Source organism: Lentzea sp. NPDC058450 (assembly GCF_042721395.1).
Classification (GTDB): Bacteria; Actinomycetota; Actinomycetes; order Mycobacteriales; family Pseudonocardiaceae; genus Lentzea.
This window is the reverse complement of sequence record NZ_JBHXLO010000024.1, coordinates 15682-36413: the sequence shown is the minus strand read 5'-3', so window position 1 is coordinate 36413 and position 20732 is coordinate 15682. Positions and strand designations below refer to the sequence as shown.

The window sequence follows — 20732 nt, the reverse complement described above, 5'->3', positions numbered from 1 at the left end:
AGCGGCCCTTTCGCGTCTGCTGGGTTGACCTCAGCTGTATGATACAGGTTTATGACAGGTTCTCGGTCGCACCGCCTTGCCGCTGAGCTGCGGGAACGCATCACGCTCGGCGACTACGGCCCGGCGGGGGCGATCGAGAGCGAGGCCGAGCTGGGCCGCCGCTACGAGGTCAGCCGCGTGACGGTGCGCCGCGCGTTGGAGCAACTGCGCGACGAAGGGCTGCTGGCGTCGCGGAAGGGCGCCGGCTGGTACGTGGTGTCGTTCGCGCAGCCGCTCGCGCTCGGGACGTTCCAGCACGCCCAGTCGGCCGTCGCCGAGGCGGGCGTGGCGCTGGTGCGCACCGTGCTCGAGTACGGCTACCTCGCGGCGCCTTCGACCGTCGCCTCGATCCTGGGGCCGGGCGAGATGCTGCGCGTGCGTTCCCTGCGCCGCACCGGCGACACACCGTTGGACGTCGTGACGGAGTGGGTGCCGCTGACGTTGGCCGCGCCGGTCAGCCGTGCCGACGCCGAGTCACCCGGCACGTGGGAGACGTTGCGGCGCAACGGGAACCAGATCTCGGTCGTGCGGCAGAACATCGCGGCGGTCGCGGCGGGCGAGCTCGGAGCGCTGCTCGGCGTCACGGCCACGACGCCGGTGCTGCTGGTGCGCCGCACCGCGTTCGACGCCTCCGAGCACCCGATCGCGCTGTCCGAGCACCACTACCTGGGCCACCGCTTCCAGCTGGAGGTCGAGTTCCGCGGCTGGCCCGGCGCGGAACCACCCGGCGTCGCCGAAATCCCCTCGGAGGACTGATCATGCGCGTGCTCGTCACCGGAGCGGCCGGGTTCATCGGCTCGCACTTCACCCGCTACTGGCTGCGCGAACACCCGGCGGACGAGGTGATCGCGCTCGACGCCCTGACGTACCGCGGCAACGTGGCGAACCTGCCTGAGGACGTCCCGTTCGTGCACGCGGACATCGCCTCGGCGGACGTCTCGGGCGTCGACGTCGTGGTGAACTTCGCCGCGGAGTCCCACAACAGCCTCGCCGTGCTGGAGCCGGAGCGCTTCTTCCGCACGAACGTCCTGGGCACGCAGGCGTTGCTCGAGTCGTGCCGTCGCGCGGGCGTCCGGCGGTTCCACCACGTGTCGACGTGCGAGGTGTACGGCGACCTCGCGCTGGACGCGACCGAGGCGTTCCACGAGGAGTCGCCCTATCGGCCGCGCACGCCCTACAACGCGTCGAAGGCGGGCGCGGACCACGCCGTGCGCTCGTACCACGAGACGTTCGACCTGCCGGTGACGATCTCCAACTGCGCCAACAACTACGGCCCGAACCAGTTCCCCGAGACCGTGCTGCCGCTCTTCACCACGCGTGCGCTGACCGGGCAGCAGCTCCCGATCTACGCGTCGAGCTCGCACCGCCGTGAGTGGATCCACGTCCTCGACCACTGCCGTGCCATCGACGCGGTGCTGCACGACGGCGACGTCGGCCGGACCTACCACGTGGGCACCGGCGTCGAGGCGACCGTCGACCAGATCGCCGACCTGGTGCTCGACGAGCTCGGGCTGCCCTCGTCGCGGAAGTCGGTCGTGGCCGACCGTCCCGGCCACGACCGCCGCTACCTGCTGGACTCGACCAGGATCGAGCGCGAGCTGGGATGGCGCCCGGAGATCGGCTTCGACGCCGGAGTCCGGGACACCATCCGCTGGTACGCCGCCAACCGCGCCTGGTGGGAGCCTCTGCTCGACCGCGGCACGATCGACGAGACCGCCTGGGCGACTACTGCGCGGTGAGGGCCGCGTAGCCGGGCTTGACCAGCTCGTTGATGATCGCCAGCCGCTCGTCGAACCCGATGAACGCCGACTTCATGGCGTTGATCGTGAACCACTGCAGGTCGGCCCACCCGTACCCGAACGTCTCGGCCAGCGCGGCGAACTCGCTCGACAGCGAGCAGTCGCTCATCAGCCGGTTGTCGGTGTTGACCGTGACGCGGAACCGCAGCTTGGCCAGCAGCCCGATGGGGTGCTCGGCGAGCGTCGGCGCGGCGCCGGTCTGCAGGTTCGACGTCGGGCACATCTCCAGCGGAATCCGCCGGTCCCGCACGTAGGCAGCGAGCCGTCCCAACTGGACGGTCCCGTCACCGGAAACCTTGATGTCGTCGACGATCCGCACACCGTGCCCGAGCCGTTCGGCACCGCAGTGCTGGATGGCCTCCCAGATGGACGGCAACCCGAACGCCTCACCGGCGTGGATCGTGAAGTGCGCGTTCTGCTGGCGCAGGTACTCGAACGTGTCGAGCCCCCTGGTGGGAGGGAACCCGGCCTCGGGCCCGGCGATGTCGAAGCCGACCACCCCGAGGTCCCGGTACCGCACCGCCAGCTCGGCGATGCGCAGCCAGCCCTCGTTCTGACGCATCGCGCACAACAGCGTGCCGACGCGAATCTTGCGCCCGGTGGCGGCGACGTTCGCGGCGCCGATCCGGAACCCCTCCTGGACGGCCTCGACGACCTGCTCCAGGGACAGCCCCTTCTCCGTGTTCAACTCGGGGGCGTACCGGATCTCGGCGTAGACGACCCCGTCCGCGGCGAGGTCCTCGACGGCCTCCGCGGCGACCCGGACCAGCGACGCCTCGTCCTGCATGACACCGCAGGTGTGGGCGAAGCCTTCGAGGTAGCGCACGAGGGAGCCGGAGTTGGCGTTGTCGCGGAACCAGCCGCCGAGCACGCCCGCGTCCGTGGTGGGCAGGCCCTGGTAGCCGGTGGCATCGGCGAGTTCGATCACCGTCTGCGGGCGGAGGCCACCGTCGAGGTGGTCGTGCAGCAACACCTTCGGCGCGCTGCGGATGGTCTCCAAGGTAAGCGGCGTGGACATTGCTACACGTTACTCCAGCCGCCACACCCCAACCGGCAGGCTGGCGCGCGCACCCAACCGCAGTCGTCAACGCAGGCCAACCACGCACGCAGGCCCGGCGCGCGCACCCAACCGGCAGCCGTCACCGCAAAGCCAACCACCTACGAGTCACTGCCTGATGGACCATCCTCGCAACCGCAGCCCAACCAACAAAACGCGACCAACCCCGCTGGAACGCGACGCATCCACGGAACCGGCACCCGCACCCGCGCAGTCCCCCGATCAGGGCCAAACCCGCACGACACGCCGCCCGGAGCTGGCCAGGATGATCTTGCCGCCGATATGATCATTTGCCGGTTCACCGTCGTTGCAGATCCGTGATCAGCAACTTTCTGCAACCAACGCCAGGCTTGAGTCACCCCAAGGTAGGAACATCATCGGTGGCTACGGCCCGCTCCCGCCTCGTCACCAAGCGTTCAGAGTAGTCGGGTAGCCTGATCGGGTCAGTTGCCCGTCCGCACCCGGCCGTTTTGTGACGGGGGTGGTACAGCGACGTCCCGCGACGCGGATAGGCTCCCGTGGTCTCCCCCTCCCCTGGACGAAGGCACTCAGCCGTGACAGAGAACAACAACTCCACGATGTCCTTCGATCGGATGCGCAACATGCTCACGCGCGCCGCGGAGATCCGTGAGAGCGAGCAGCAGCAGATCTTCGACGCGCTGGACGAGATCCACGCCCGGATGTCGCCTCTGGAGTCGCTGGGTTCGGTCCGCAAGCGCCTGTCGGAGCTGCCGGACCGCACCGAGGTCAGCGTTCTCGCTGAGCGCCTGGACGAGGCCCTCGCCAAGCTGGAGGCCCAGGACAACGCCGTCGCCGACATCGGTCGCGCGGTCGACGCCCTGGTGGACAAGCTCGCCAAGCCGTTCGCGCAGCTGGACGGACGCCTCGACGGCGTCGCCGGCCGCTTCGAGGGTGTCGCGGGCCGCATGGACGGCCTGGAGGACAAGCTCGCCTCCATCCACAAGCGGATCGACGACCTCGACGGTCACATGGACAAGCAGGACGGCAAGGTCGACGCGATCCCGGGCGCCGTCACCAACCCGCTGCGCGAGCGCATCGAGGCCCTCGAAGCCGCGCTGCGCGGCCGTCTCGACGAGGTCGACGAGGGCGTGCACGAGCACCTCGACGGCACCCGCGAGGCGCTGCAGAAGATCCTCGCCGAGTCGTTCTCGAGCGTCCACGGCCGTGCCGACGAGCAGCGTGACGCCCTCGCCGCTGCCCGCGCCGAGCTGGTCACCGCGATCGCCGAGAGCCGTGGCGAGCTGGCGGGCGCCATCACCGACAGCCGCGAGAAGCTGACCGGCGCGCTCACCGACCGCCACAACCAGCTGGCCGCGTCCCTGGGCGACACCCGCAGCGAACTGGCCGGCTCCCTCGCCGAGACCCGTTCCGAGCTGGCCGGCGTCGTGGCGGAGACCCGCGACTCCCTGGTCGGCTCGCTGGCCGAGACCCGCGACTCGCTCACCGGTTCGCTCAACGAGACCCGCGAGTCGCTCGCCGGCTCGCTGGCCGAGACCCGCACCGAACTCGCCGGCGCCGTCGCCGAGACCCGCGAGGTCGTCAACGGCAAGCTCGACGAGGCCCGCACCGCCCTGTACGCCGCGATCGAGCAGTCGCGCGACCAGGTCGACGCGGCCGACCGCCTCGAGTCCCTGGCCCGCCGCCTGGAGCTCGTCACCTCGCAGCTCGACAACATGACCAACCGCCTCGACAAGGTCGAGGACGGCTTCGCCGCGCGGATCTCCGAGCTCGGCGGCACCGTCGACGCGAGCCTCACCAAGGTCGCCGAGACCGTCGGCGCCCGTCCGGACACCGACTCGCTGCAGTCCCTGGTCCGCAAGTCGAACCAGGAGTCCGAACTGCGCATCGGCGGCCAGCTGGACGAGGCCATGGCCACCTTCGCCGAGCTCATCCTCGGCGGCGGCTCGCCCACGCCTCCCCCGCCGCCCACCGCCCTGCCGCGCCCGCAGCGCCGCACGCGCAAGAACGGTGGCCCGAAGCCGGCCAACGGCGGCAAGGACATGGACGACGACGACCTGGCGGCCGAGGGCGCCTGATCGCCTGACGTGCCAGAACGGCCCCGGAGCTGCGCAGCTCCGGGGCCGTTCTGCGTGCGCGACCGTAAGCTCGTGCCGTGGTGAGCGATGCCTGGCGGGAACTGTCCGACGAGGACGAACGGCGGCTGTGGGACGAGTTCGACCGGCGGTTCCGGTTCCGGCCCGGCATGGACCCCGAGCGGTGGCCCGCGATCGCCGCACCGCCGGGTGCGGTCGTGCTGGACCTGGCGGAGATCCACCACCCGGACAGGTTCGAGTCGGGGTCGCGGCGGGTGAACGAGCTGGTCCTGACGTCATTCCAGCGGATCTTCGACGAACGGACGGCGCTGGTCGCCCTCGACTGGCAGCACCCCGGCTACCGGTTCTGGCCGCACCGGCACTCCGGGGTGTTCACGTGGCCGGAGTCGCCGTTCTCGCCGTTCCCCGACGGCGACTACTACCTCTTCCTGACCGAAGACATGTCTCAGGGCACGTTCGGACACCCCTGGGAGCAGACGCTGACGGTCTGGGGAGACGACCTGGTCCGCGACCTCGTACCGAACTGGGACTTCCGGTGATGTCCGCCGTGCGTTGAACCGGCCCGGTTCCCAGGACGTGACCACGAGGAGAGCGCTCACACGTCGGGTCGTTATGCTCGCGACCATCTGGGGGCGTCCAGAAGGGATAGTCCGTGCAGCAACAGCGACTCATCGCCGACCGCTACGCACTCCTGGCCGAACTGGGCAGAGGTGCGATGGGTGTCGTGTGGCGTGCCCAGGACCAGCTGCTCGGCCGCTCGGTCGCGCTCAAGGAACTGCACCCGCCGCAGGGCATCGCCGCCGACGAGTTCGCCGTGCTCGAAGAGCGCATGCTCCGGGAGGCGCGCACCGCGGGCAGGCTGAACCACCCCGCGGTCGTCACGGTCTACGACGTGGTGCGGGAGAACGGGCGCACGTACCTCGCGATGGAGTTGGTGGACGCGCTCGACCTCGCGACCATCGTGAAGAACCACGGGCCGCGCGACTCCGTGTGGATGGCCGGGGTGGCGTTGCAGGTGCTGGGGGCGTTGGAGACCGCCCATCAGGCCGGCATCGTGCATCGGGACGTGAAGCCCAGCAACATCATGGTGCGGCCGGACGGGGCTGTGAAGCTCACCGACTTCGGCATCGCGCAGGCCATGGACGACCCCCGGCTCACGCACAACGGCGGCATCATCGGGTCGCCCGCCTACATGTCGCCGGACCGGCTCAGCGGGTGGGAGGCCTCGCCGGCGTCGGATCTGTGGGCGTTGGGCGTGACCATCGCCAACGCCGTTGAGGGGATCAGTCCGTTCGAGCGGACGTCCACGGCTTCCACGTTGCACGCCATCATGAACGAGCCGCCGGTGCTCCGGAACGCCTCGCCCGCGCTGGCCGAAGTCATTCGCGGGTTGCTCACGGTGGATCCGGCTCGGCGGCTGACGGCTCCGCAGGCGCGGCAGATGCTCACGGCGATCGTGCAGGGGACGGCGGTTCCGTCGGTGCACGCCACCAGGCAGCTCGAGCCGGGAGGCAAGAAGAAGCGGCTCGTGACTGTCGGCGCGATCGTGCTGGGCGTGGTGGTGCTGGCGGGTGCGGCGTTCGCCGGTTACCAGGCCTTCAAGCCGAACGAGACGACCAACGCCGGGCCGAACACCAGCACCAACCAGACGCAGCCGCAGGAGAACTCCAGCGAGTGGACCGATCCGCAGGAGTTGCCGGTGGGGGCCGCGTTGCCTTCGCGGCGCATCGCCACGTTCGGGCGGGGCGGGGACGTGCCCGAGTGGAACCTGTCGGGAACGCAGTGCGCCAAGGACTTCCTGACGCAGGGGTCGCCGGTGCGGCAGGACGTGCCGTGCAGCGGGCCGCACGGGATTCAGCTGTTCTCGGCCGCGACGCCCATGTGGGACAAGCCGAAGGACATCGCCTATCCCGGTGAGCAGTGGCTGGCGGACTTCGCCAAGAACTACTGCACCGAGCAGTTCAAGGTCATCGAGCCGAAGATCAAGGAGCCGCTCGGCTTCACCGGGCTCGTTCCCACGCAGAAGGAGTGGGAGGCCTACAACGACGCCGCGGCGCCGGGCCGCCAGGAGGTCCTGTGCGTGCTGTGGAAGCAGGACAGGTCGCCCCTGGCGGGCTCGCTCGTCGGCTAACCGCGGATGGTGTCGATCACCAGCGGCGGACGCTCCGGCGCGGAATCCGTTACCTCGTAGGCACCTTCCAGTGCCTGGAGGGCTCCGGCGACCGCGTCCGGGGTGTCGGTGTGGAGCTCCAGCAACGGCTGGCCGGCCTCCACCACGTCGCCCGGCTTGGCCAGGCAGAGGACGCCGGCACCGAACTGCACCGGGTCCTCCTTGCGGGCCCGGCCGGCACCGAGGCGCCACGCCGCCACGCCGACGCCGTAAGCGTCCAAAGTGGACAGCACACCCGACGCGGGCGCGACGACGACGTGCTTGTGCGACGCGACCGGCAGAGCCGCGTCCGGGTCGCCGCCCTGGGCACGGATCATCCGCGCCCACACCTCGTACGCCTCGCCCGAGGCCAGGACGGCGGCGGGATCAACGGAAAGCCCCGCCAGCGACACCATCTCGCGCGCCAGGGCGACGGTCAGCTCCACCACGTCGGCAGGTCCGCCGCCGCGCAGCACGTCGACGGACTCGGCCACCTCGACCGCGTTGCCGACCGCACGCCCCAAAGGCACCGACATGTCGGTCAGCAGCGCCGAGATGCGCACACCGTGCTCGACGCCGATGGCCACCAGGGCCTCGGCCAGCGCACGGGCCGAAGCGAGGTCCTTCATGAACGCGCCGGAGCCGACCTTCACGTCCAGCACCAACGACTCGGCGCCCTCGGCGATCTTCTTCGACATGATCGAAGAAGCGATCAGGGGAATCGCCTCGACGGTGCCGGTGACGTCCCGCAACGCGTAGAGCTTGCGGTCGGCCGGAGCAAGTCCTTCGGTGGCAGCACACACGACCGCGCCGACCGAGGAGAGCTGGGACAGGATCTCCGAAGTGGACAGTGCGGCCCGCCACCCCGGGATCGACTCCAGCTTGTCCAGGGTTCCGCCGGTGTGGCCCAGACCGCGGCCCGACAGCTGCGGCACGGCAGCCCCGCAGGCGGCGACGAGAGGTGCCAGCGGCAGCGTGATCTTGTCGCCCACCCCACCCGTCGAGTGCTTGTCCACGGTGGGGCGATCCACGTGCAACGACAACCGCTCGCCGGACGAGATCATCGCCTGCGTCCAGCGCGCGGTCTCGGCAGGGGTCATGCCGTTGAAGAAGACCGCCATCGCCAGCGCGGACATCTGCTCGTCCGCCACGGAACCGCGCGTGTACGCGTCGATGACCCAGTCGATCTGCGCATCGGACAGCTCGAAACCGTCGCGCTTGGCGCGAATGACGTCCACCGCCGAGAAGCTCATGGCAGGTCCTCCGGTCCGAACGCGTCCGGGAGCACCGACGACATCGGCAGGATCCCGGACGGCGTGTCCACCAGGCAGTCGCGACCGCCCAGCTCGTACAACACCTGACGGCACCGGCCGCACGGCATCAGCAGCTCACCGGCACCGGACCGGCAGGTGACGGCCACGAACCGGCCGCCCCCCGTCAGCTGCAACTGCCCGGCCATCGCGCACTCGGCGCAGAGCCCCACGCCGTACGAGGCGTTCTCGACGTTGCACCCGGTCACGATGCGGCCGTCGTCGCACAGCGCGGCGGAGCCGACCTGCAACCCCGAGTACGGGCAGTGGGCGAACGACGCCGCCTCCACTGCCCGCGCCCGCAGCAGGTCCCAGTCGACCTCAGCCACGGCGGTAGACCACGCCGTCGGCCGCCGGCATTCGCAATCGTTGAGAGGCAACGGCAAGCACGGCCAACGTCACCATGTGCGGCGCGTACGACACGAACTCGCTCGGGATCTCGTCGAGGCTGATGTACAGCAGGTACATCAGCACGGCCACGACGATCGCCGCCGCCGCGGAGAACCACTTCTGCCGGATCAGCTGCCACACCACGATCACGGCGAGCAGCAGCACGACGCCGTAGACCAGCGCCAGCACCGTCTCGCCACCGGACCGCAGCTGCAGGCCGTCGGCGTAGCCGAACAGCGCCGCACCACCCAGCAGACCGCCCGGCCGCCAGTTGCCGAAGATCATCGCGGCGAGACCGATGTACCCGCGGCCGCCGGTCTGACCCTCCAGGTAGGACAGCTGACCGGGGTTGAGCACCAGCGAGGCGCCACCCAGGCCGGCGAGCCCACCGGAGACGATCACCGCGACGTACTTGTGGAAGTACACCTTCACGCCCAGCGAGTCCGCGGCGTGCGGGTTCTCGCCGACCGAACGCAGGCGCAGGCCGAAGCGGGTGCGCCAGAGCAGCCAGTACGACAGCGGCAGCAGCAGGATCGCCAGCATCGTCAACGGCGAGACACCGGTGACGAGACCGCGCAGGATGCCCGCGACGTCCGAGATGAACAGGCGCTGCCCGGCCTCCAGCTCACCGAGCCAGTCACCGAGGCCCGCCACCGAGAACGTGTCGAACGGCGCGACCGGCGGCGACTGCCGCGGGTTGTGCGAGATCGGGAAGAACACCAGCGTCGACAGGTACTTCGTCAGACCGGCGCCCAGCAGGTTGATCGCCACACCGGAGACGATGTGGTTGACGCCGAACGTGACCGTCGCGATCGCGTGCAGCAGACCACCCAGCGACCCGAACACCACCGCCGCGACGACGGCGGCCCACGGACCCCACTGGTACCCGGCCCACGCCGCGCCCCAGGTGCCCATGATCATCATGCCTTCGAGGCCGATGTTGACCACGCCGGCGCGTTCCGCCCACAGGCCGCCGAGGCCGGCGAGCAGGATCGGCAGCGCGAGCCGCACCGCCGTCTGGGTCGTGCCGGACGACGTGAGCTGCGGAAACCCGGTCTGCATCGACGTGATCGACAGCAACGCGATCGCGCCCGCGACGCCGAGCATGGCGACGGCCCAGCCGGGCACCTTGCGCTTGCGAGGCGCCGCCGGGATGTGCGGCTTCTCCTCCATCGTCGAGATCACGCGGCACCTCCGACAGTTCCGAGCTCACGGCCGACGCGACGCTGTTCCGAGGCCAGCTCGAAGCGACGCACCACCTCGTAGGCGACGACGACCGACAGGACGATCGAGCCCTGCATGATGGTGACGATCTCCCTGGGCACGCCGACGTTGTCGAGCGCGAGGCCCGCCTTGTCGAGGAACGCCCAGAGCAGCGCGCCGAACGCGATGCCACCGGGGTGGTTGCGGCCGAGCAGCGCGATCGCGATGCCCGAGAAGCCGATGCCCGCGGTGAAGTTCAGGCTGAACGTGTGGTCGCGGCCGAGCAGTTCCGGCAGCGAGATCAGGCCCGCGATGGCGCCCGAGATCAGCATCGAGACCAGGACCATCTTCTTGGCGTTGACGCCACCGGCGGACGCGGCGGTCGAGGACTCGCCGGACGCGCGCAGCTCGAAGCCGAACCGGGTCTTGTTCATCATGATCCAGTAGCCGACGCCCAGGGCGATGGCCACGAAGATGAAGCCGAACATCGTGCCGCCGCCACCGAACGAGATGCCGGGCATCCAGCCGCTCTCCGGGATCTCCGGCGTGCGGATGTTGTTGCCCCGCAGCTCACCGAAGACGTCCCGGCGGATCAGGTAGGCGGACAGGCCGATCGCCAGGCCGTTCATCATGATCGTCGAGATGACCTCGTTGACGCCCCGGGTCACCTTGAGGATCGCGGGGATCGCGGCCCAGGCGGCACCGGCGATCGCGGCCACGATGATGATCACCAGCGTGTGGATGCCGGTGGGCAGCGCGATCGAGCCGCCGACCACCGCCGCCACGACGGCCGCGACGCGGTACTGGCCCTCGACACCGATGTTGAACAGGTTCATCTGGAACCCGATCGCCACCGCGAGCGCCGCGATGTAGTAGATGCCGGTCGAGTTGATGATGTCGACGAGCGTCGTGCCCTTGCCGACCTGCGTCACCATCGCACCGAACGCGCTGAGCGGGTTCGCGCCGGAGATGACGAGCGCGATGCCGCACAACAACATCGAGAAGACGATCGCCAACGCGGGCGGCAGGAGTTTGCCGCGCAGGTGTCCCATCAGTTCTCGCCTTCCTCGACGACAGCGGTCTCCTGGACCGCTGCGCTCGTGCTGCCCGCACCCGTCATGGCGCTGCCGAGGTCCTCGGGCGTGACGGTGTTCGGGTCGGCGTCGGCCACCAGACGGCCGCGCAGCATGACCTTGATCGTGTCCGACAGGCCGATCAGCTCGTCCAGGTCGGCCGAGATCAGCAGCACGGCGAGACCGGCGGCACGGGCGCGCTTGATCTCGTCCCAGATCAACGCCTGCGCGCCGACGTCCACACCGCGGGTCGGGTGCGACGCGATCAGCAGCACCGGGTCACCGGACAGCTCGCGGCCGACGACCAGCTTCTGCTGGTTGCCGCCGGAGAGCGCGGCCGCCGGAACGTCGATGCCGGGCGTGCGGACGTCGAAGTCCGCGACGATCCGCTCGGTGTCCTTCTTCGCGCCGTCGGTGTCGAGCCAGACGCCCTTGGCCGTGGGCTTGCGGGTCTGGTAGCCGAGGATCCGGTTGTACCAGAGGGGTTGCGTGAGCAGCAGGCCGTGGCGGTGGCGGTCCTCCGGCACGTAGCCGATGCCCGCCTCGCGCCGGGAGAGCGTGCCGAGCTTGGTGATGTCCTTGTCCTGCAACGTGATCGTGCCGCTGCCGGCCTTGCGCATGCCCATGATCGTCTCGACCAGCTCGGTCTGGCCGTTGCCCTCGACGCCCGCGATGCCGACGACCTCGCCGGACCGCACGACCATGTCGACGTCGTCGAGGATCGGCCGGGAGCCGTCCGGGGTCATCAGCTTGAGGCCCTTGACGTCCAGCACGACCGTGTCGGTCACGGTGGACTCGCGGGTCTCCGGGCTGGGCAGCTCGCTGCCGACCATCATCTCGGCGAGCTGCCGGGAGCTGACGGTCTTCGGGTCGGCGCTGCCCACGGTCGTGCCGCGGCGGATCACCGTGACGGAGTCGGCGATCGCGCGGACCTCGTCCAGCTTGTGCGAGATGAACAGGAACGTGTAGCCCTGCTCCTGCATGCCGCGGACGGTGTCGAAGAGCTCGTTGACCTCCTGCGGCACGAGCACGGCGGTGGGCTCGTCGAGGATGATCACCTTGGCACCGCGGTAGAGCACCTTGAGGATCTCGACGCGCTGGCGGTCGGCCACGCCGAGCTGCTCGACCAGGACGCCGGGGTCGACGTTCAGCCCCGTCTTGCCGGAGAGCTCGATGATGCGCGCGCGGGCCTTCTTGCCGATGCCGTGCATCGCCTCGGCGCCCAGGACGACGTTCTCCTGGACGGTGAGGTTGTCGGCCAGCATGAAGTGCTGGTGGACCATGCCGATGCCGGCCTTGATGGCGTCGGACGGCGTGCGGAAGCGCACCTGCTCGCCGTTCACCTCGATGGTGCCCTCGTCCGGCGGCTGCATGCCGTAGAGGATCTTCATCAGGGTCGACTTGCCCGCGCCGTTCTCGCCGCACAGGGCGTGGACCTCGCCGCGGCGCACGGTCAGGTGGACGTCGCTGTTGGCGACCACACCTGGGAATCGCTTGGTGATGCCTGTGAGCACCACCGCGGGGTGTTCGTCCGTCCCTACGGACGTGGAACTGCTCATCGTCGAGTGCTCCTCCTACCACGCACCAGGCCCTGCGAGGTCATTCCTCACAGGGCCCGGATGCTGCGGTTACGCGGGACTACGGCTTGTCCGCGACCTTGATCTTGCCTTCGATGATCTGCGCCTTGTAGCCCTCAAGGATGCCCTGGAGCTTCGCGTCGATCTTGCCACCCGACGTGGCGTAACCGACACCGTCCACCTTCAGGTCGAAGACCTTCGGCAGACCGGCGAGGTCGTTCTTCGCGACGGCCTTGACGTAGTCGTAGACCGCGACGTCGACGCGCTTGAGCATCGACGAGACGATGACGTCCTTGGTGTCGGCGACGGTCGCCTGGTTGTACTGGTCGGAGTCGACGCCGATGGCCAGCACGTTGCCCTGCTTGGCGGCCGAGAAGATGCCCTTACCGGACGCGCCCGCGGCCTGGTAGATGACGTCGGCACCCTTGTCGATCTGGCCCTTCGCGGCTTCCTGGCCCTTCGGGGCGTCCTGGAAACCGGTGAAGTCACCAGCCGGGGTGATGTACTTCTTCTCGATCTGGATCTTCGGCGCGGCGGCCTTGGCACCCTGGAAGTAGCCCGCCTCGAACTTCTGGATCAGCGGGATCTCGACGCCGCCGACGAAGCCGACGTGGCACTTCTTGCTCTGGTACGCGGCGATGACACCGGCGAGGAAGGAACCCTCCTGCTCGGCGAACAGCAGCGGCGTGACGTTCGCGGCACCCTCGACGGCCGAGTCGACCAGGCCGAACTTGACGTTCGGGAACTCCGCGGCGACGAGCTTCATCGACTCGGCGTAGGCGAAGCCGACACCGATGATCGGGCTGAAGCCCTCGGACGCCAGCTGGCGCAGACGGGTCTGCTTGGCGGACTCGTCCTCGTTCGGGGCGGCGGACAGCTCTCGCGTGTTCTCCTTCTTCACGCCCATGTCCGCGATGGCCTTGTCCAGGCCGGCGGCGGCGGAGTCGTTGAACGACGCGTCACCACGACCGCCGATGTCGTAGGCCAGACCGATCTTCAGCGCGCTCGCGTCGACCTTGTCGCCGTTGGCGGCGCTGGTGTTCGACGTGGCAGGGGCCGAAGGAGCCTCGGCGAACTCGCAGGCGGTGCCGGTACCGGTCCCCGCGTTGTTGCTGCCGCCACCCGAGTCCTTCGCGCAGGCGGCCATAGTCATCACGCTGGTCAACGCGATCGCGGCAACCGCGACACCACGCATACGACGACGCACGGCTCGTCTCCTCCCTGAGGTTTTCTCCCCAACGACGTTGTTGGGTCCTAGACGCGGCACCGTACCTCTTAGTAACCAACCCCGTTGCCGCCAGCACCTACAAAGACCCCTATCGGTTACGCATTCGACGCTTTGGCCGTACGAGTGGTGATCACTCGTGTTCGGCGCGTGGCGATTCGTCCCCTTGAGGCCCTTCTTCGCCCTGATCTTCGTCCGGTTGGAGCAGTTCCGCTCGCCAAGCCCATCGCTCCAACGCCCCTGACATGCCCGACACCGGTCCGCCCGCGGGCAGCCGCGGGCGGTTCTCCCTCCCCATGCTGTTCAGGATGGGTGTGCGCGCTGCCGTGCGGCTGACTCGGGAATGTCAGTCCTGACCTGCGGTTCGACGTTGGACGAAGTTTCTTTCGATACGCGTTGAACCGCTCGCGGGCTCCCACGCGTGTAGGTGGTGGCAAGTGCCCTTGCCACTGACGGCGGCCCGGACCAAGGCGGAGGTCCAGGCCGCCGTCCTCGTTTTCCCGGTACCGAATGCCCGAAATGTGGCGTGGACCGCATCTCCGAATCGATCAAGACCGCTTGGCCGATCGACAGCGTGTCTCATCGGTCACAGAGCGGGTGCGCCTGCTGGGACGGGTCCGACGTGCGGGACTAGCATTTCCCGGTCATGGTCGGACAGAACGTGTTCACCGACCACCCACCACTGACGTTGGAGGCCTCGGCGCATGACCAGCGCAGGCGCACCCGAGCGGTCGGGCACCACCCGAGGGGGTGGGACGCTCTACCGCGGTGATCTGGGCATGTGGTCCTGGGTCGCCCACCGGATCACCGGTGTCCTCACGTTCTTCTTCCTCTTCTCCCACGTGCTCGACACCGCACTCGTGCGCGTCTCACCGAACTCGTACGACAAGGTGATCGAGCTCTACAAGAACCCGGTCGTCAACCTCTTCGAGGTCGGCCTCGTCGGCGCGGTGCTCTACCACGCGCTGAACGGCATCCGGGTCATGCTCGTCGACTTCTGGGAGAAGGGCGCCAAGTACCAGCGGCTCATGCTCTGGTCCGTGCTGGTCGTCTGGGTCCTCGTGATGATCCCCGGCTTCTACTTCATGATGCAGCGCACGATCTCCGAGCTGGTTGGGGGTCACTGACCATGTCTCTCGCACTCGACAAGCCCCGCCAGCCCCGCCGCCCCGCGGCCCGCCGCGGCAACGGCGAGCTCTACAGCTGGCTGTTCATGCGCCTGTCCGGCCTGCTGCTCGTGGTCCTGGTCCTGGGCCACCTCTTCATCATGAACGTCCTCGACGGCGGCGTGCACCGGATCAACTTCGGTTTCGTCGCGGGCCGCTGGGCCTCGCCGTTCTGGCAGTTCTGGGACCTCGCGATGCTCTGGCTCGCGCAGATCCACGGCGGCAACGGCGTGCGGACGGTCATCAACGACTACGCCCGCAAGGACTCCACCCGGTTCTGGTTGAAGATGCTGCTCTACGTGTCGATGGTCCTGATCATCTCGCTCGGCACGTTCGTGATCTTCACCTTCGACCCGAACATCTCGAACTGACCCGCGCGGGGAGCCCACCACAATGCAGTTCCACAAGTACGACGTAGTCATCATCGGCGCTGGTGGTGCCGGAATGCGCGCGGCGATCGAGTCCGGCCAGCGCGCCCGCACCGCGGTGCTCACCAAGCTCTACCCCACGCGTTCGCACACCGGCGCGGCCCAGGGCGGCATGTGCGCCGCCCTCGCCAACGTCGAGGAGGACAACTGGGAGTGGCACACCTTCGACACGATCAAGGGCGGCGACTACCTGGTCGACCAGGACGCCGCCGAGATCATGGCGAAGGAGGCCATCGACGCCGTTCTCGACCTGGAGAAGATGGGCCTCCCGTTCAACCGGACGCCCGAGGGCAAGATCGACCAGCGCCGGTTCGGCGGCCACACGCGCAACCACGGTGAAGCCGCCGTGCGCCGCGCCTGCTACGCCGCGGACCGCACCGGTCACATGATCCTCCAGACGCTGTACCAGAACTGCGTCAAGCACGGCATCGAGTTCTTCAACGAGTTCTACGTGCTCGACATCTGCCTGACCGAGACGGAGAACGGCCCGGTCTGCACCGGCGCCGTCGCCTACGAGCTCGCGACCGGTGAGATCCACGTCTTCCAGGCCAAGTCCGTCGTGTTCGCGACCGGTGGTTTCGGCAAGGTCTTCAAGACCACGTCGAACGCCCACACGCTGACCGGCGACGGCATGGGCATCGTCTTCCGCAAGGGCCTGCCCCTGGAGGACATGGAGTTCTACCAGTTCCACCCGACCGGTCTCGCCGGTCTCGGCATCCTGCTGACCGAGGGCGCGCGAGGTGAGGGCGCGATCCTGCGCAACGCCTCGGGTGAGCGGTTCATGGAGCGCTACGCCCCGACCATCAAGGACCTGGCGCCGCGCGACATCGTGGCCCGGTCGATGGCCCTCGAGGTGCTGGAAGGCCGTGGCGCCGGTCCGAACAAGGACTACGTGCTGCTGGACTGCACGCACCTCGGTGCCGAGGTCCTGGAGACGAAGCTGCCGGACATCACCGAGTTCGCGCGGACCTACCTGGCCGTCGACCCGGTCGTCGAGCCCGTCCCGGTGTACCCCACCGCGCACTACGCGATGGGCGGCATCCCGACGAACATCCACGGCGAAGTGCTGCGGGACAACGACAACGTGATCCCGGGCCTGTACGCGGCCGGCGAGTGCGCGTGCGTCTCGGTGCACGGCGCGAACCGCCTCGGCACGAACTCGCTGCTGGACATCAACGTCTTCGGCCGCCGCGCCGGCATCGCCGCCGCGGAGTACGCCAACTCCCGCGAGACCCACGTGGACCTGCCGGAGAACCCGGCGGCCCAGGTCGAGGAGCAGGTGGCGCTCGTCCTGTCGGAGCACGGCCAGGAGCGCGTGGCGGACATCCGCATCGAGCTGCAGGCCACCATGGACGCCAACGCGTCCGTGTACCGCACCGAGGACACGCTGAAGCAGGCCCTGCACGACGTGCAGGCGCTGAAGGAGCGGTACGCCCACATCTCCGTGCAGGACAAGGGCAAGCGCTTCAACACCGACCTGCTGGAGGCCGTCGAGCTCGGCTTCCTGCTGGAGCTGGCCGAGGTCCTCGTCCACGGCGCGCTGGCGCGCAAGGAGTCCCGCGGCGGTCACGCCCGCGAGGACTACCCGAACCGCGACGACACGAACTTCATGCGCCACAGCATGTTCTACAAGCAGGGCGAAGGTCTGACCGCCGACATCCGGATGGACTTCAAGCCCGTGACCTTTACCCGGTACAAGCCGATGGAGCGCAAGTACTGATGACCGCCACCGCTGAAACCACTGCTGGCTCGCGCGGCTCCCAGCCGCCGGTTCCGGACGGCGCTGTCACGGTCACCGTCAAGATCCGGCGCTTCAACCCGGAGTTCGACGACGAGCCCCGCTGGGACTCGTTCGACATCCCGGCCCTGCCGTCGGACCGAGTGCTGAACCTCCTGCACCACATCAAGTGGTACGTGGACGGCACGCTGACGTTCCGCCGCTCCTGCGCCCACGGCATCTGCGGCTCGGACGCGATGCGCATCAACGGCGTCAACCGCCTGGCCTGCAAGGTCCTGCTGAAGGACCTGCTGCAGAAGGGCGACAAGCAGACCACGATCACCATCGAGCCCATCAAGGGCCTGCCGGTGCACAAGGACCTGCTCGTCGACATGGAGCCGTTCTTCGAGGCGTTCCGCGCCGTCAAGCCGTACCTCGTGACGTACGGCAACGAGCCGACGCGCGAGCGCATCCAGTCCGTCGCCGACCGCGAGCGGTTCGACGACACGACGAAGTGCATCCTGTGCGCCTGCTGCACCACCTCCTGCCCGGTCTACTGGACCGAGGGCTCGTACTTCGGCCCGGCGGCGATCGTGAACGCGCACCGGTTCATCTTCGACTCGCGTGACGAGGGCGCTGAGGAGCGGCTCGACATCCTCAACGACATCGACGGCGTGTGGCGCTGCCGCACGACCTTCAACTGCACCGACGCGTGCCCGCGTGGCATCCAGGTGACGAAGGCGATCCAGGAAGTGAAGCGGGCCCTGCTGTTCAAGCGGGTCTGAGGCACGTCAGGGTCGCTTCGAGGCGCCGTGTCCCCGGTGGGGGCGCGGCGCTTCGGCGTTGTCGGGGTGGCGGCGGTGTGGCGGGTCTGGGTTCACGAGCGCGGTGAGGCGGCGCTTCGGCGTTGTCGGGTGTGGTGGGACGGCTCCACGTTCGCGGGCACAGCGAGGCACGGCACTGCGGCACTGTCGGGTGCGGTGGGGTGCAGCAGCTTCGCGCCCACGAATGCCGTAGGGCGCGGCGTTGCCGACGCTTCAGACGTCGTGCGGCGCGGCAGAACTGCACTCACGAACACCACAAGGCGCGCTGTCGCCAGCGGTATCGAACGTCGTGAGGCACGGCGTTGCCGACACCCTCAGACACCGTGAGGCGCGGCAGCACTGCACTCACAAGCGCGGCGTTCGCTGGGAGGCGCTGCCGTCAGCTCACCTCCACCACGTGCACCGGCGGGCGTGGGCGGGCCGCTGCCGCCTTGTGCGCGGCCTTCAGCTCCCTCGCCACCGCCTCCGGGTGGTCGCGCAACCGCGTCGGCAGGGTCTGCACGACGAGGATGCCCGCCGCGGCGTAGCGGGTGTTGCGGGCCAGGGTGCGTTCGTGGTCGCGCGGGCCCAGGTGGAAGGCGCGCGAGTCGATCTCCCAGGCCAGGCCCACGTCGTCGTACCAGGCGTCCGGTCTGGCGATGACCAGGCCGTCCGGGCCCGCGATGGTGGTGTTCCAGTGCGGGGTGGTGAGGCGGATCCTGCGGCTGAGGCGGCGGGCGTCGCGTTCTGCCACGGACTCGGCTCGGCCCAGCTCCTTCAGCACGCTCCGGACGAGCTTGGTGCCGTAGCGGTTGGTGCGGGCCTCTGCGGTCAGGTCGGCGACGGTGCAGCGGTTGCGCTGGACGGCGGCGGCTATCAGGGCGGTGGCCTCGTCCGCGGTGCGGAGGAAGCGGCAGGCGTCGGTGACGGCTCTGGCCGCTGAGACGACCGGGAAGCCGCCCACGTTCGTGGCCGGCGGGACCGGCGAGGCTCGTTCCAGGACCAGGCTGCCGCTGCCGCGCTGGGAGCCCGGGACGAGCAGGTGGATCTCGGGGCCGCGGGCTGGCAGGTCGTGGCGGCGGCAGGCTTCCGCGCCCGTGACGACGGCTCCTGGGCCCGCGCGCAGGAGGGCCGCCGTCAGGTGTTGGTCCTGGGTGGGCGGGCCGTTGTGCAGCAGCACGACGCCTGGGTACATGCGCTGCCACGGCCCGCCCGGGACGCACCTTCGCCACGGGTCGGAGACACCCAGGGACTTCAGGGTGCCGGCACTGATGACGCCGAGATCGCTGCGTTCGCGCAGGTGTTCGATTCGCACGTCACCAGTGTGACGAGGAGCACCGACAGTGTTCGGCGGTCAACGCCTCGGCTGGCGCCTGGCGCGGTCGAGGAGCATCAGGATCGAGCCGCCGACGAGCATCAGCACGCCGAGCAGCAGGGTCCACACCGGCGAGGTGCCGGTGTTGGCCAGGCGGTTGTCCTGGTGGACCGGGGGCGACGTGACCTTGGTCGTGGTCGGCGGCGTCGTGAGCCACGGCTTCGTGGTGGTCGTGGTCACCGGGGGCGTGGTGGTGGTCGTCGAGGTCGACGGCCTGGTGGTGGTCGACGACGGCGGAGTGGTCGTCGTCGAGTCCGTGGTCGTGGTCGTGGAATCCGTCGTCGTGGTCGTCGACGGCGTGGTGGTCGTCGTCGAGTCGGTCGTCGTGGTCGTGGAATCCGTGGTGGTCGTCGTGGAATCCGTCGTGGTCGTCGTGGACGACGTCGTGGTGGTGGTCACCGGTGGCGTCGTCGTGGTCGTGTACGACGTGGTGGTCGTGGTCGTCGGAGGGGTCGTGGACGACGTCGGAGGCTCTTCACCTCTCGGCGACGGCGCTCGCCATCCGGGACGTTCTTTCGGGCACCACGCAGCGGCGCACACCTGGCCATCCCCGGTCGCCGAAGCTTCCGGGGCGGCACCGTGCAGTGAGACGAGCGTCAACACTGCCCCGGCGGTGAGCACACCGATATAGGCGATACGTGACATGACACGGATGGTGGCGCGCCGGTACAGCACGTCGGGTCAAAAGCACGCCCACGTCACCCACGAGTGCGCGAGACATCCCCCGATCAGGGTTCTGATCAGGTCCAGAAGACCGCGATGCCCACGTTCAGCACGACCAGCGACGCGGCCGTCGGCATCAGCCACGACGGCGCCTTGGGCTTGTTCACGTTGATCGCCACGACCACCGCGATGGCCACGACCACGGCCAGCTTGACGCCGATCTTGACGTGGTCGTACTTCACCGAGTCGACCAGCGGGTCGATCGCCACCAGCGCGACACCGGTCAGCAGCTGCAGCGCCGCGCCGTGCAGCCAGCCCTTGTTGACCGGCGCGTCCTTGCCGGCCTTGGCCTGCAACATGATCATCGCGACGAGCATGCCCATGCCGAGCAGGTGCAGGAACACCAGCAACAGGCGTACGAACTCCACAGCGTTTCCCTATCGACGTCGAGTGGCCAGGAAACCCCGCACGCCCAGCACGCCGATGACGGTGCCGAACACGAGCGAGGCGATCACCAGCACCAGGTGCACGGTGAAGAAGGCGGTAGGTCCGTCGCTAAACGAACGTGGGTCCTTCCAGATGTTCTTCAGGAACGTGGGCCAGATCACCCACGACCACACTCCGAAAGCCACCAGGAAGAGTGACATCGGGCGCGAGAGCTTCACAGCACCCAGTATCAGACG

General features: G+C 68.9%; 20 protein-coding genes and 1 pseudogene. 10 read left to right on the top strand and 11 right to left on the bottom strand.

Annotated elements, in window-relative coordinates; all coding sequences use genetic code 11:
* The first annotated feature begins 51 nt into the window (after positions 1-51).
* A complete protein-coding gene (locus ACFWNN_RS30695) occupies positions 52-795 on the top strand; it encodes a GntR family transcriptional regulator (RefSeq protein ID WP_382443417.1) in 744 nt (247 codons plus the stop codon).
* A 2-nt stretch (positions 796-797) separates the two neighbouring features.
* The gene (locus ACFWNN_RS30690; protein WP_382443416.1) at positions 798-1778 is read left to right on the top strand and encodes a dTDP-glucose 4,6-dehydratase; all 981 of its coding nucleotides are present in this window, start codon (positions 798-800) and stop codon (positions 1776-1778) included.
* On the opposite strand, the gene ACFWNN_RS30685 is transcribed toward ACFWNN_RS30690, so the two are convergent.
* Positions 1765-2856: an adenosine deaminase gene (locus ACFWNN_RS30685; protein WP_382443415.1), complete on the bottom strand. Its 1092-nt coding sequence runs from the start codon at positions 2854-2856 to the stop codon at positions 1765-1767. The two genes, ACFWNN_RS30690 and ACFWNN_RS30685, sit on opposite strands and share 14 nt — an antisense overlap.
* Before the next feature lie 617 nt (positions 2857-3473).
* Here ACFWNN_RS30685 and ACFWNN_RS30680 point away from each other — a divergent pair.
* From ACFWNN_RS30680 to ACFWNN_RS30670, 3 genes and pseudogenes are all read left to right on the top strand, one after another.
* Positions 3474-3993: pseudogene (locus tag ACFWNN_RS30680) on the top strand (hypothetical protein); the annotation flags it as partial.
* Positions 3994-5029: 1036 nt separating this feature from the next.
* The gene (locus tag ACFWNN_RS30675) at positions 5030-5509 is read left to right on the top strand and encodes a DUF2716 domain-containing protein (RefSeq protein ID WP_382443414.1); all 480 of its coding nucleotides are present in this window, start codon (positions 5030-5032) and stop codon (positions 5507-5509) included.
* Between the two features lie 113 nt (positions 5510-5622).
* Positions 5623-7101 (top strand): serine/threonine-protein kinase, encoded by a 1479-nt coding sequence (locus tag ACFWNN_RS30670; protein ID WP_382443413.1) that lies wholly within the window; start codon positions 5623-5625, stop codon positions 7099-7101.
* Here ACFWNN_RS30670 and ACFWNN_RS30665 read toward each other — a convergent pair.
* From ACFWNN_RS30665 to ACFWNN_RS30640, 6 genes are all read right to left on the bottom strand, one after another.
* Positions 7098-8372 (bottom strand): thymidine phosphorylase, encoded by a 1275-nt coding sequence (locus ACFWNN_RS30665; protein ID WP_382443412.1) that lies wholly within the window; start codon positions 8370-8372, stop codon positions 7098-7100. The two genes, ACFWNN_RS30670 and ACFWNN_RS30665, sit on opposite strands and share 4 nt — an antisense overlap.
* The gene (locus ACFWNN_RS30660) at positions 8369-8758 is read right to left on the bottom strand and encodes a cytidine deaminase (RefSeq protein WP_382443411.1); all 390 of its coding nucleotides are present in this window, start codon (positions 8756-8758) and stop codon (positions 8369-8371) included. The genes ACFWNN_RS30665 and ACFWNN_RS30660 overlap by 4 nt, the downstream gene beginning before the upstream one ends.
* The gene (locus ACFWNN_RS30655) at positions 8751-9992 is read right to left on the bottom strand and encodes an ABC transporter permease (protein WP_382443533.1); all 1242 of its coding nucleotides are present in this window, start codon (positions 9990-9992) and stop codon (positions 8751-8753) included. Before ACFWNN_RS30655 ends, ACFWNN_RS30660 begins: the two co-directional genes overlap by 8 nt.
* A gap of 8 nt (positions 9993-10000) precedes the next feature.
* Entirely contained in the window at positions 10001-11074 is a 1074-nt protein-coding gene (locus ACFWNN_RS30650) for an ABC transporter permease (RefSeq protein WP_382443410.1), read from the bottom strand.
* Positions 11074-12654: an ABC transporter ATP-binding protein gene (locus ACFWNN_RS30645; protein ID WP_382443409.1), complete on the bottom strand. Its 1581-nt coding sequence runs from the start codon at positions 12652-12654 to the stop codon at positions 11074-11076. The genes ACFWNN_RS30650 and ACFWNN_RS30645 overlap by 1 nt, the downstream gene beginning before the upstream one ends.
* A gap of 79 nt (positions 12655-12733) precedes the next feature.
* Positions 12734-13867 carry a BMP family protein gene (locus ACFWNN_RS30640; RefSeq protein WP_382443532.1) on the bottom strand — a complete coding sequence of 378 codons (1134 nt, stop codon included), beginning with the start codon at positions 13865-13867 and terminating at the stop codon, positions 12734-12736.
* 734 nt (positions 13868-14601) lie between these two features.
* Between ACFWNN_RS30640 and sdhC the strand changes: the two genes are divergently transcribed.
* The 4 genes from sdhC to ACFWNN_RS30620 are packed head-to-tail and all read left to right on the top strand — an operon-like array spanning position 14602 to position 17993.
* On the top strand, positions 14602-15024 hold the full coding sequence (gene sdhC, locus ACFWNN_RS30635; RefSeq protein WP_382443408.1) for a succinate dehydrogenase, cytochrome b556 subunit: 423 nt from the start codon (positions 14602-14604) through the stop codon (positions 15022-15024).
* A 2-nt stretch (positions 15025-15026) separates the two neighbouring features.
* On the top strand, positions 15027-15434 hold the full coding sequence (locus tag ACFWNN_RS30630; protein WP_382443407.1) for a succinate dehydrogenase hydrophobic membrane anchor subunit: 408 nt from the start codon (positions 15027-15029) through the stop codon (positions 15432-15434).
* 22 nt (positions 15435-15456) lie between these two features.
* Complete coding sequence (gene sdhA, locus ACFWNN_RS30625) at positions 15457-17211, top strand: succinate dehydrogenase flavoprotein subunit (RefSeq protein WP_382443406.1); 1755 nt, start codon at positions 15457-15459, stop codon at positions 17209-17211.
* A complete protein-coding gene (locus ACFWNN_RS30620; protein ID WP_382443405.1) occupies positions 17211-17993 on the top strand; it encodes a succinate dehydrogenase iron-sulfur subunit in 783 nt (260 codons plus the stop codon). The genes sdhA and ACFWNN_RS30620 overlap by 1 nt, the downstream gene beginning before the upstream one ends.
* A 418-nt stretch (positions 17994-18411) precedes the next feature.
* On the opposite strand, the gene ACFWNN_RS30615 is transcribed toward ACFWNN_RS30620, so the two are convergent.
* Both ACFWNN_RS30615 and ACFWNN_RS30610 read right to left on the bottom strand, forming a co-directional pair.
* Positions 18412-19326, bottom strand: a complete 915-nt coding sequence (locus ACFWNN_RS30615) for a hypothetical protein (protein ID WP_382443404.1) — start codon at positions 19324-19326, stop codon at positions 18412-18414.
* Positions 19327-19365: 39 nt separating this feature from the next.
* Entirely contained in the window at positions 19366-19566 is a 201-nt protein-coding gene (locus ACFWNN_RS30610; protein WP_382443403.1) for an LPXTG cell wall anchor domain-containing protein, read from the bottom strand.
* Here ACFWNN_RS30610 and ACFWNN_RS30605 point away from each other — a divergent pair.
* Positions 19559-20017, top strand: a complete 459-nt coding sequence (locus ACFWNN_RS30605) for a hypothetical protein (RefSeq protein ID WP_382443402.1) — start codon at positions 19559-19561, stop codon at positions 20015-20017. The two genes, ACFWNN_RS30610 and ACFWNN_RS30605, sit on opposite strands and share 8 nt — an antisense overlap.
* A 109-nt stretch (positions 20018-20126) precedes the next feature.
* Here the strand turns inward: ACFWNN_RS30605 and ACFWNN_RS30600 are convergent, their stop codons facing one another.
* Positions 20127-20477 carry a hypothetical protein gene (locus ACFWNN_RS30600; protein ID WP_382443401.1) on the bottom strand — a complete coding sequence of 117 codons (351 nt, stop codon included), beginning with the start codon at positions 20475-20477 and terminating at the stop codon, positions 20127-20129.
* Positions 20478-20486: 9 nt separating this feature from the next.
* Positions 20487-20714 carry an SCO4848 family membrane protein gene (locus ACFWNN_RS30595; RefSeq protein ID WP_030478462.1) on the bottom strand — a complete coding sequence of 76 codons (228 nt, stop codon included), beginning with the start codon at positions 20712-20714 and terminating at the stop codon, positions 20487-20489.
* Between the last annotated feature and the right edge of the window lie 18 nt (positions 20715-20732).

What these genes read in the sequence shown, in the direction of transcription:
- ACFWNN_RS30695 (WP_382443417.1), top strand. Translation starts at nt 52, where the DNA reads ATGACAGGTTCTCGGTCGCACCGCCTTGCCGCTGAGCTGCGGGAACGC.
- ACFWNN_RS30690 (WP_382443416.1), top strand. Translation starts at nt 798, where the DNA reads ATGCGCGTGCTCGTCACCGGAGCGGCCGGGTTCATCGGCTCGCACTTC.
- ACFWNN_RS30685 (WP_382443415.1), bottom strand. Translation starts at nt 2,856, where the DNA reads ATGTCCACGCCGCTTACCTTGGAGACCATCCGCAGCGCGCCGAAGGTG.
- ACFWNN_RS30665 (WP_382443412.1), bottom strand. Translation starts at nt 8,372, where the DNA reads ATGAGCTTCTCGGCGGTGGACGTCATTCGCGCCAAGCGCGACGGTTTC.
- ACFWNN_RS30655 (WP_382443533.1), bottom strand. Translation starts at nt 9,992, where the DNA reads ATGGAGGAGAAGCCGCACATCCCGGCGGCGCCTCGCAAGCGCAAGGTG.
- ACFWNN_RS30650 (WP_382443410.1), bottom strand. Translation starts at nt 11,074, where the DNA reads ATGGGACACCTGCGCGGCAAACTCCTGCCGCCCGCGTTGGCGATCGTC.
- ACFWNN_RS30645 (WP_382443409.1), bottom strand. Translation starts at nt 12,654, where the DNA reads ATGAGCAGTTCCACGTCCGTAGGGACGGACGAACACCCCGCGGTGGTG.
- ACFWNN_RS30640 (WP_382443532.1), bottom strand. Translation starts at nt 13,867, where the DNA reads ATGCGTGGTGTCGCGGTTGCCGCGATCGCGTTGACCAGCGTGATGACT.
- sdhC (WP_382443408.1), top strand. Translation starts at nt 14,602, where the DNA reads ATGACCAGCGCAGGCGCACCCGAGCGGTCGGGCACCACCCGAGGGGGT.
- ACFWNN_RS30630 (WP_382443407.1), top strand. Translation starts at nt 15,027, where the DNA reads ATGTCTCTCGCACTCGACAAGCCCCGCCAGCCCCGCCGCCCCGCGGCC.
- sdhA (WP_382443406.1), top strand. Translation starts at nt 15,457, where the DNA reads ATGCAGTTCCACAAGTACGACGTAGTCATCATCGGCGCTGGTGGTGCC.
- ACFWNN_RS30620 (WP_382443405.1), top strand. Translation starts at nt 17,211, where the DNA reads ATGACCGCCACCGCTGAAACCACTGCTGGCTCGCGCGGCTCCCAGCCG.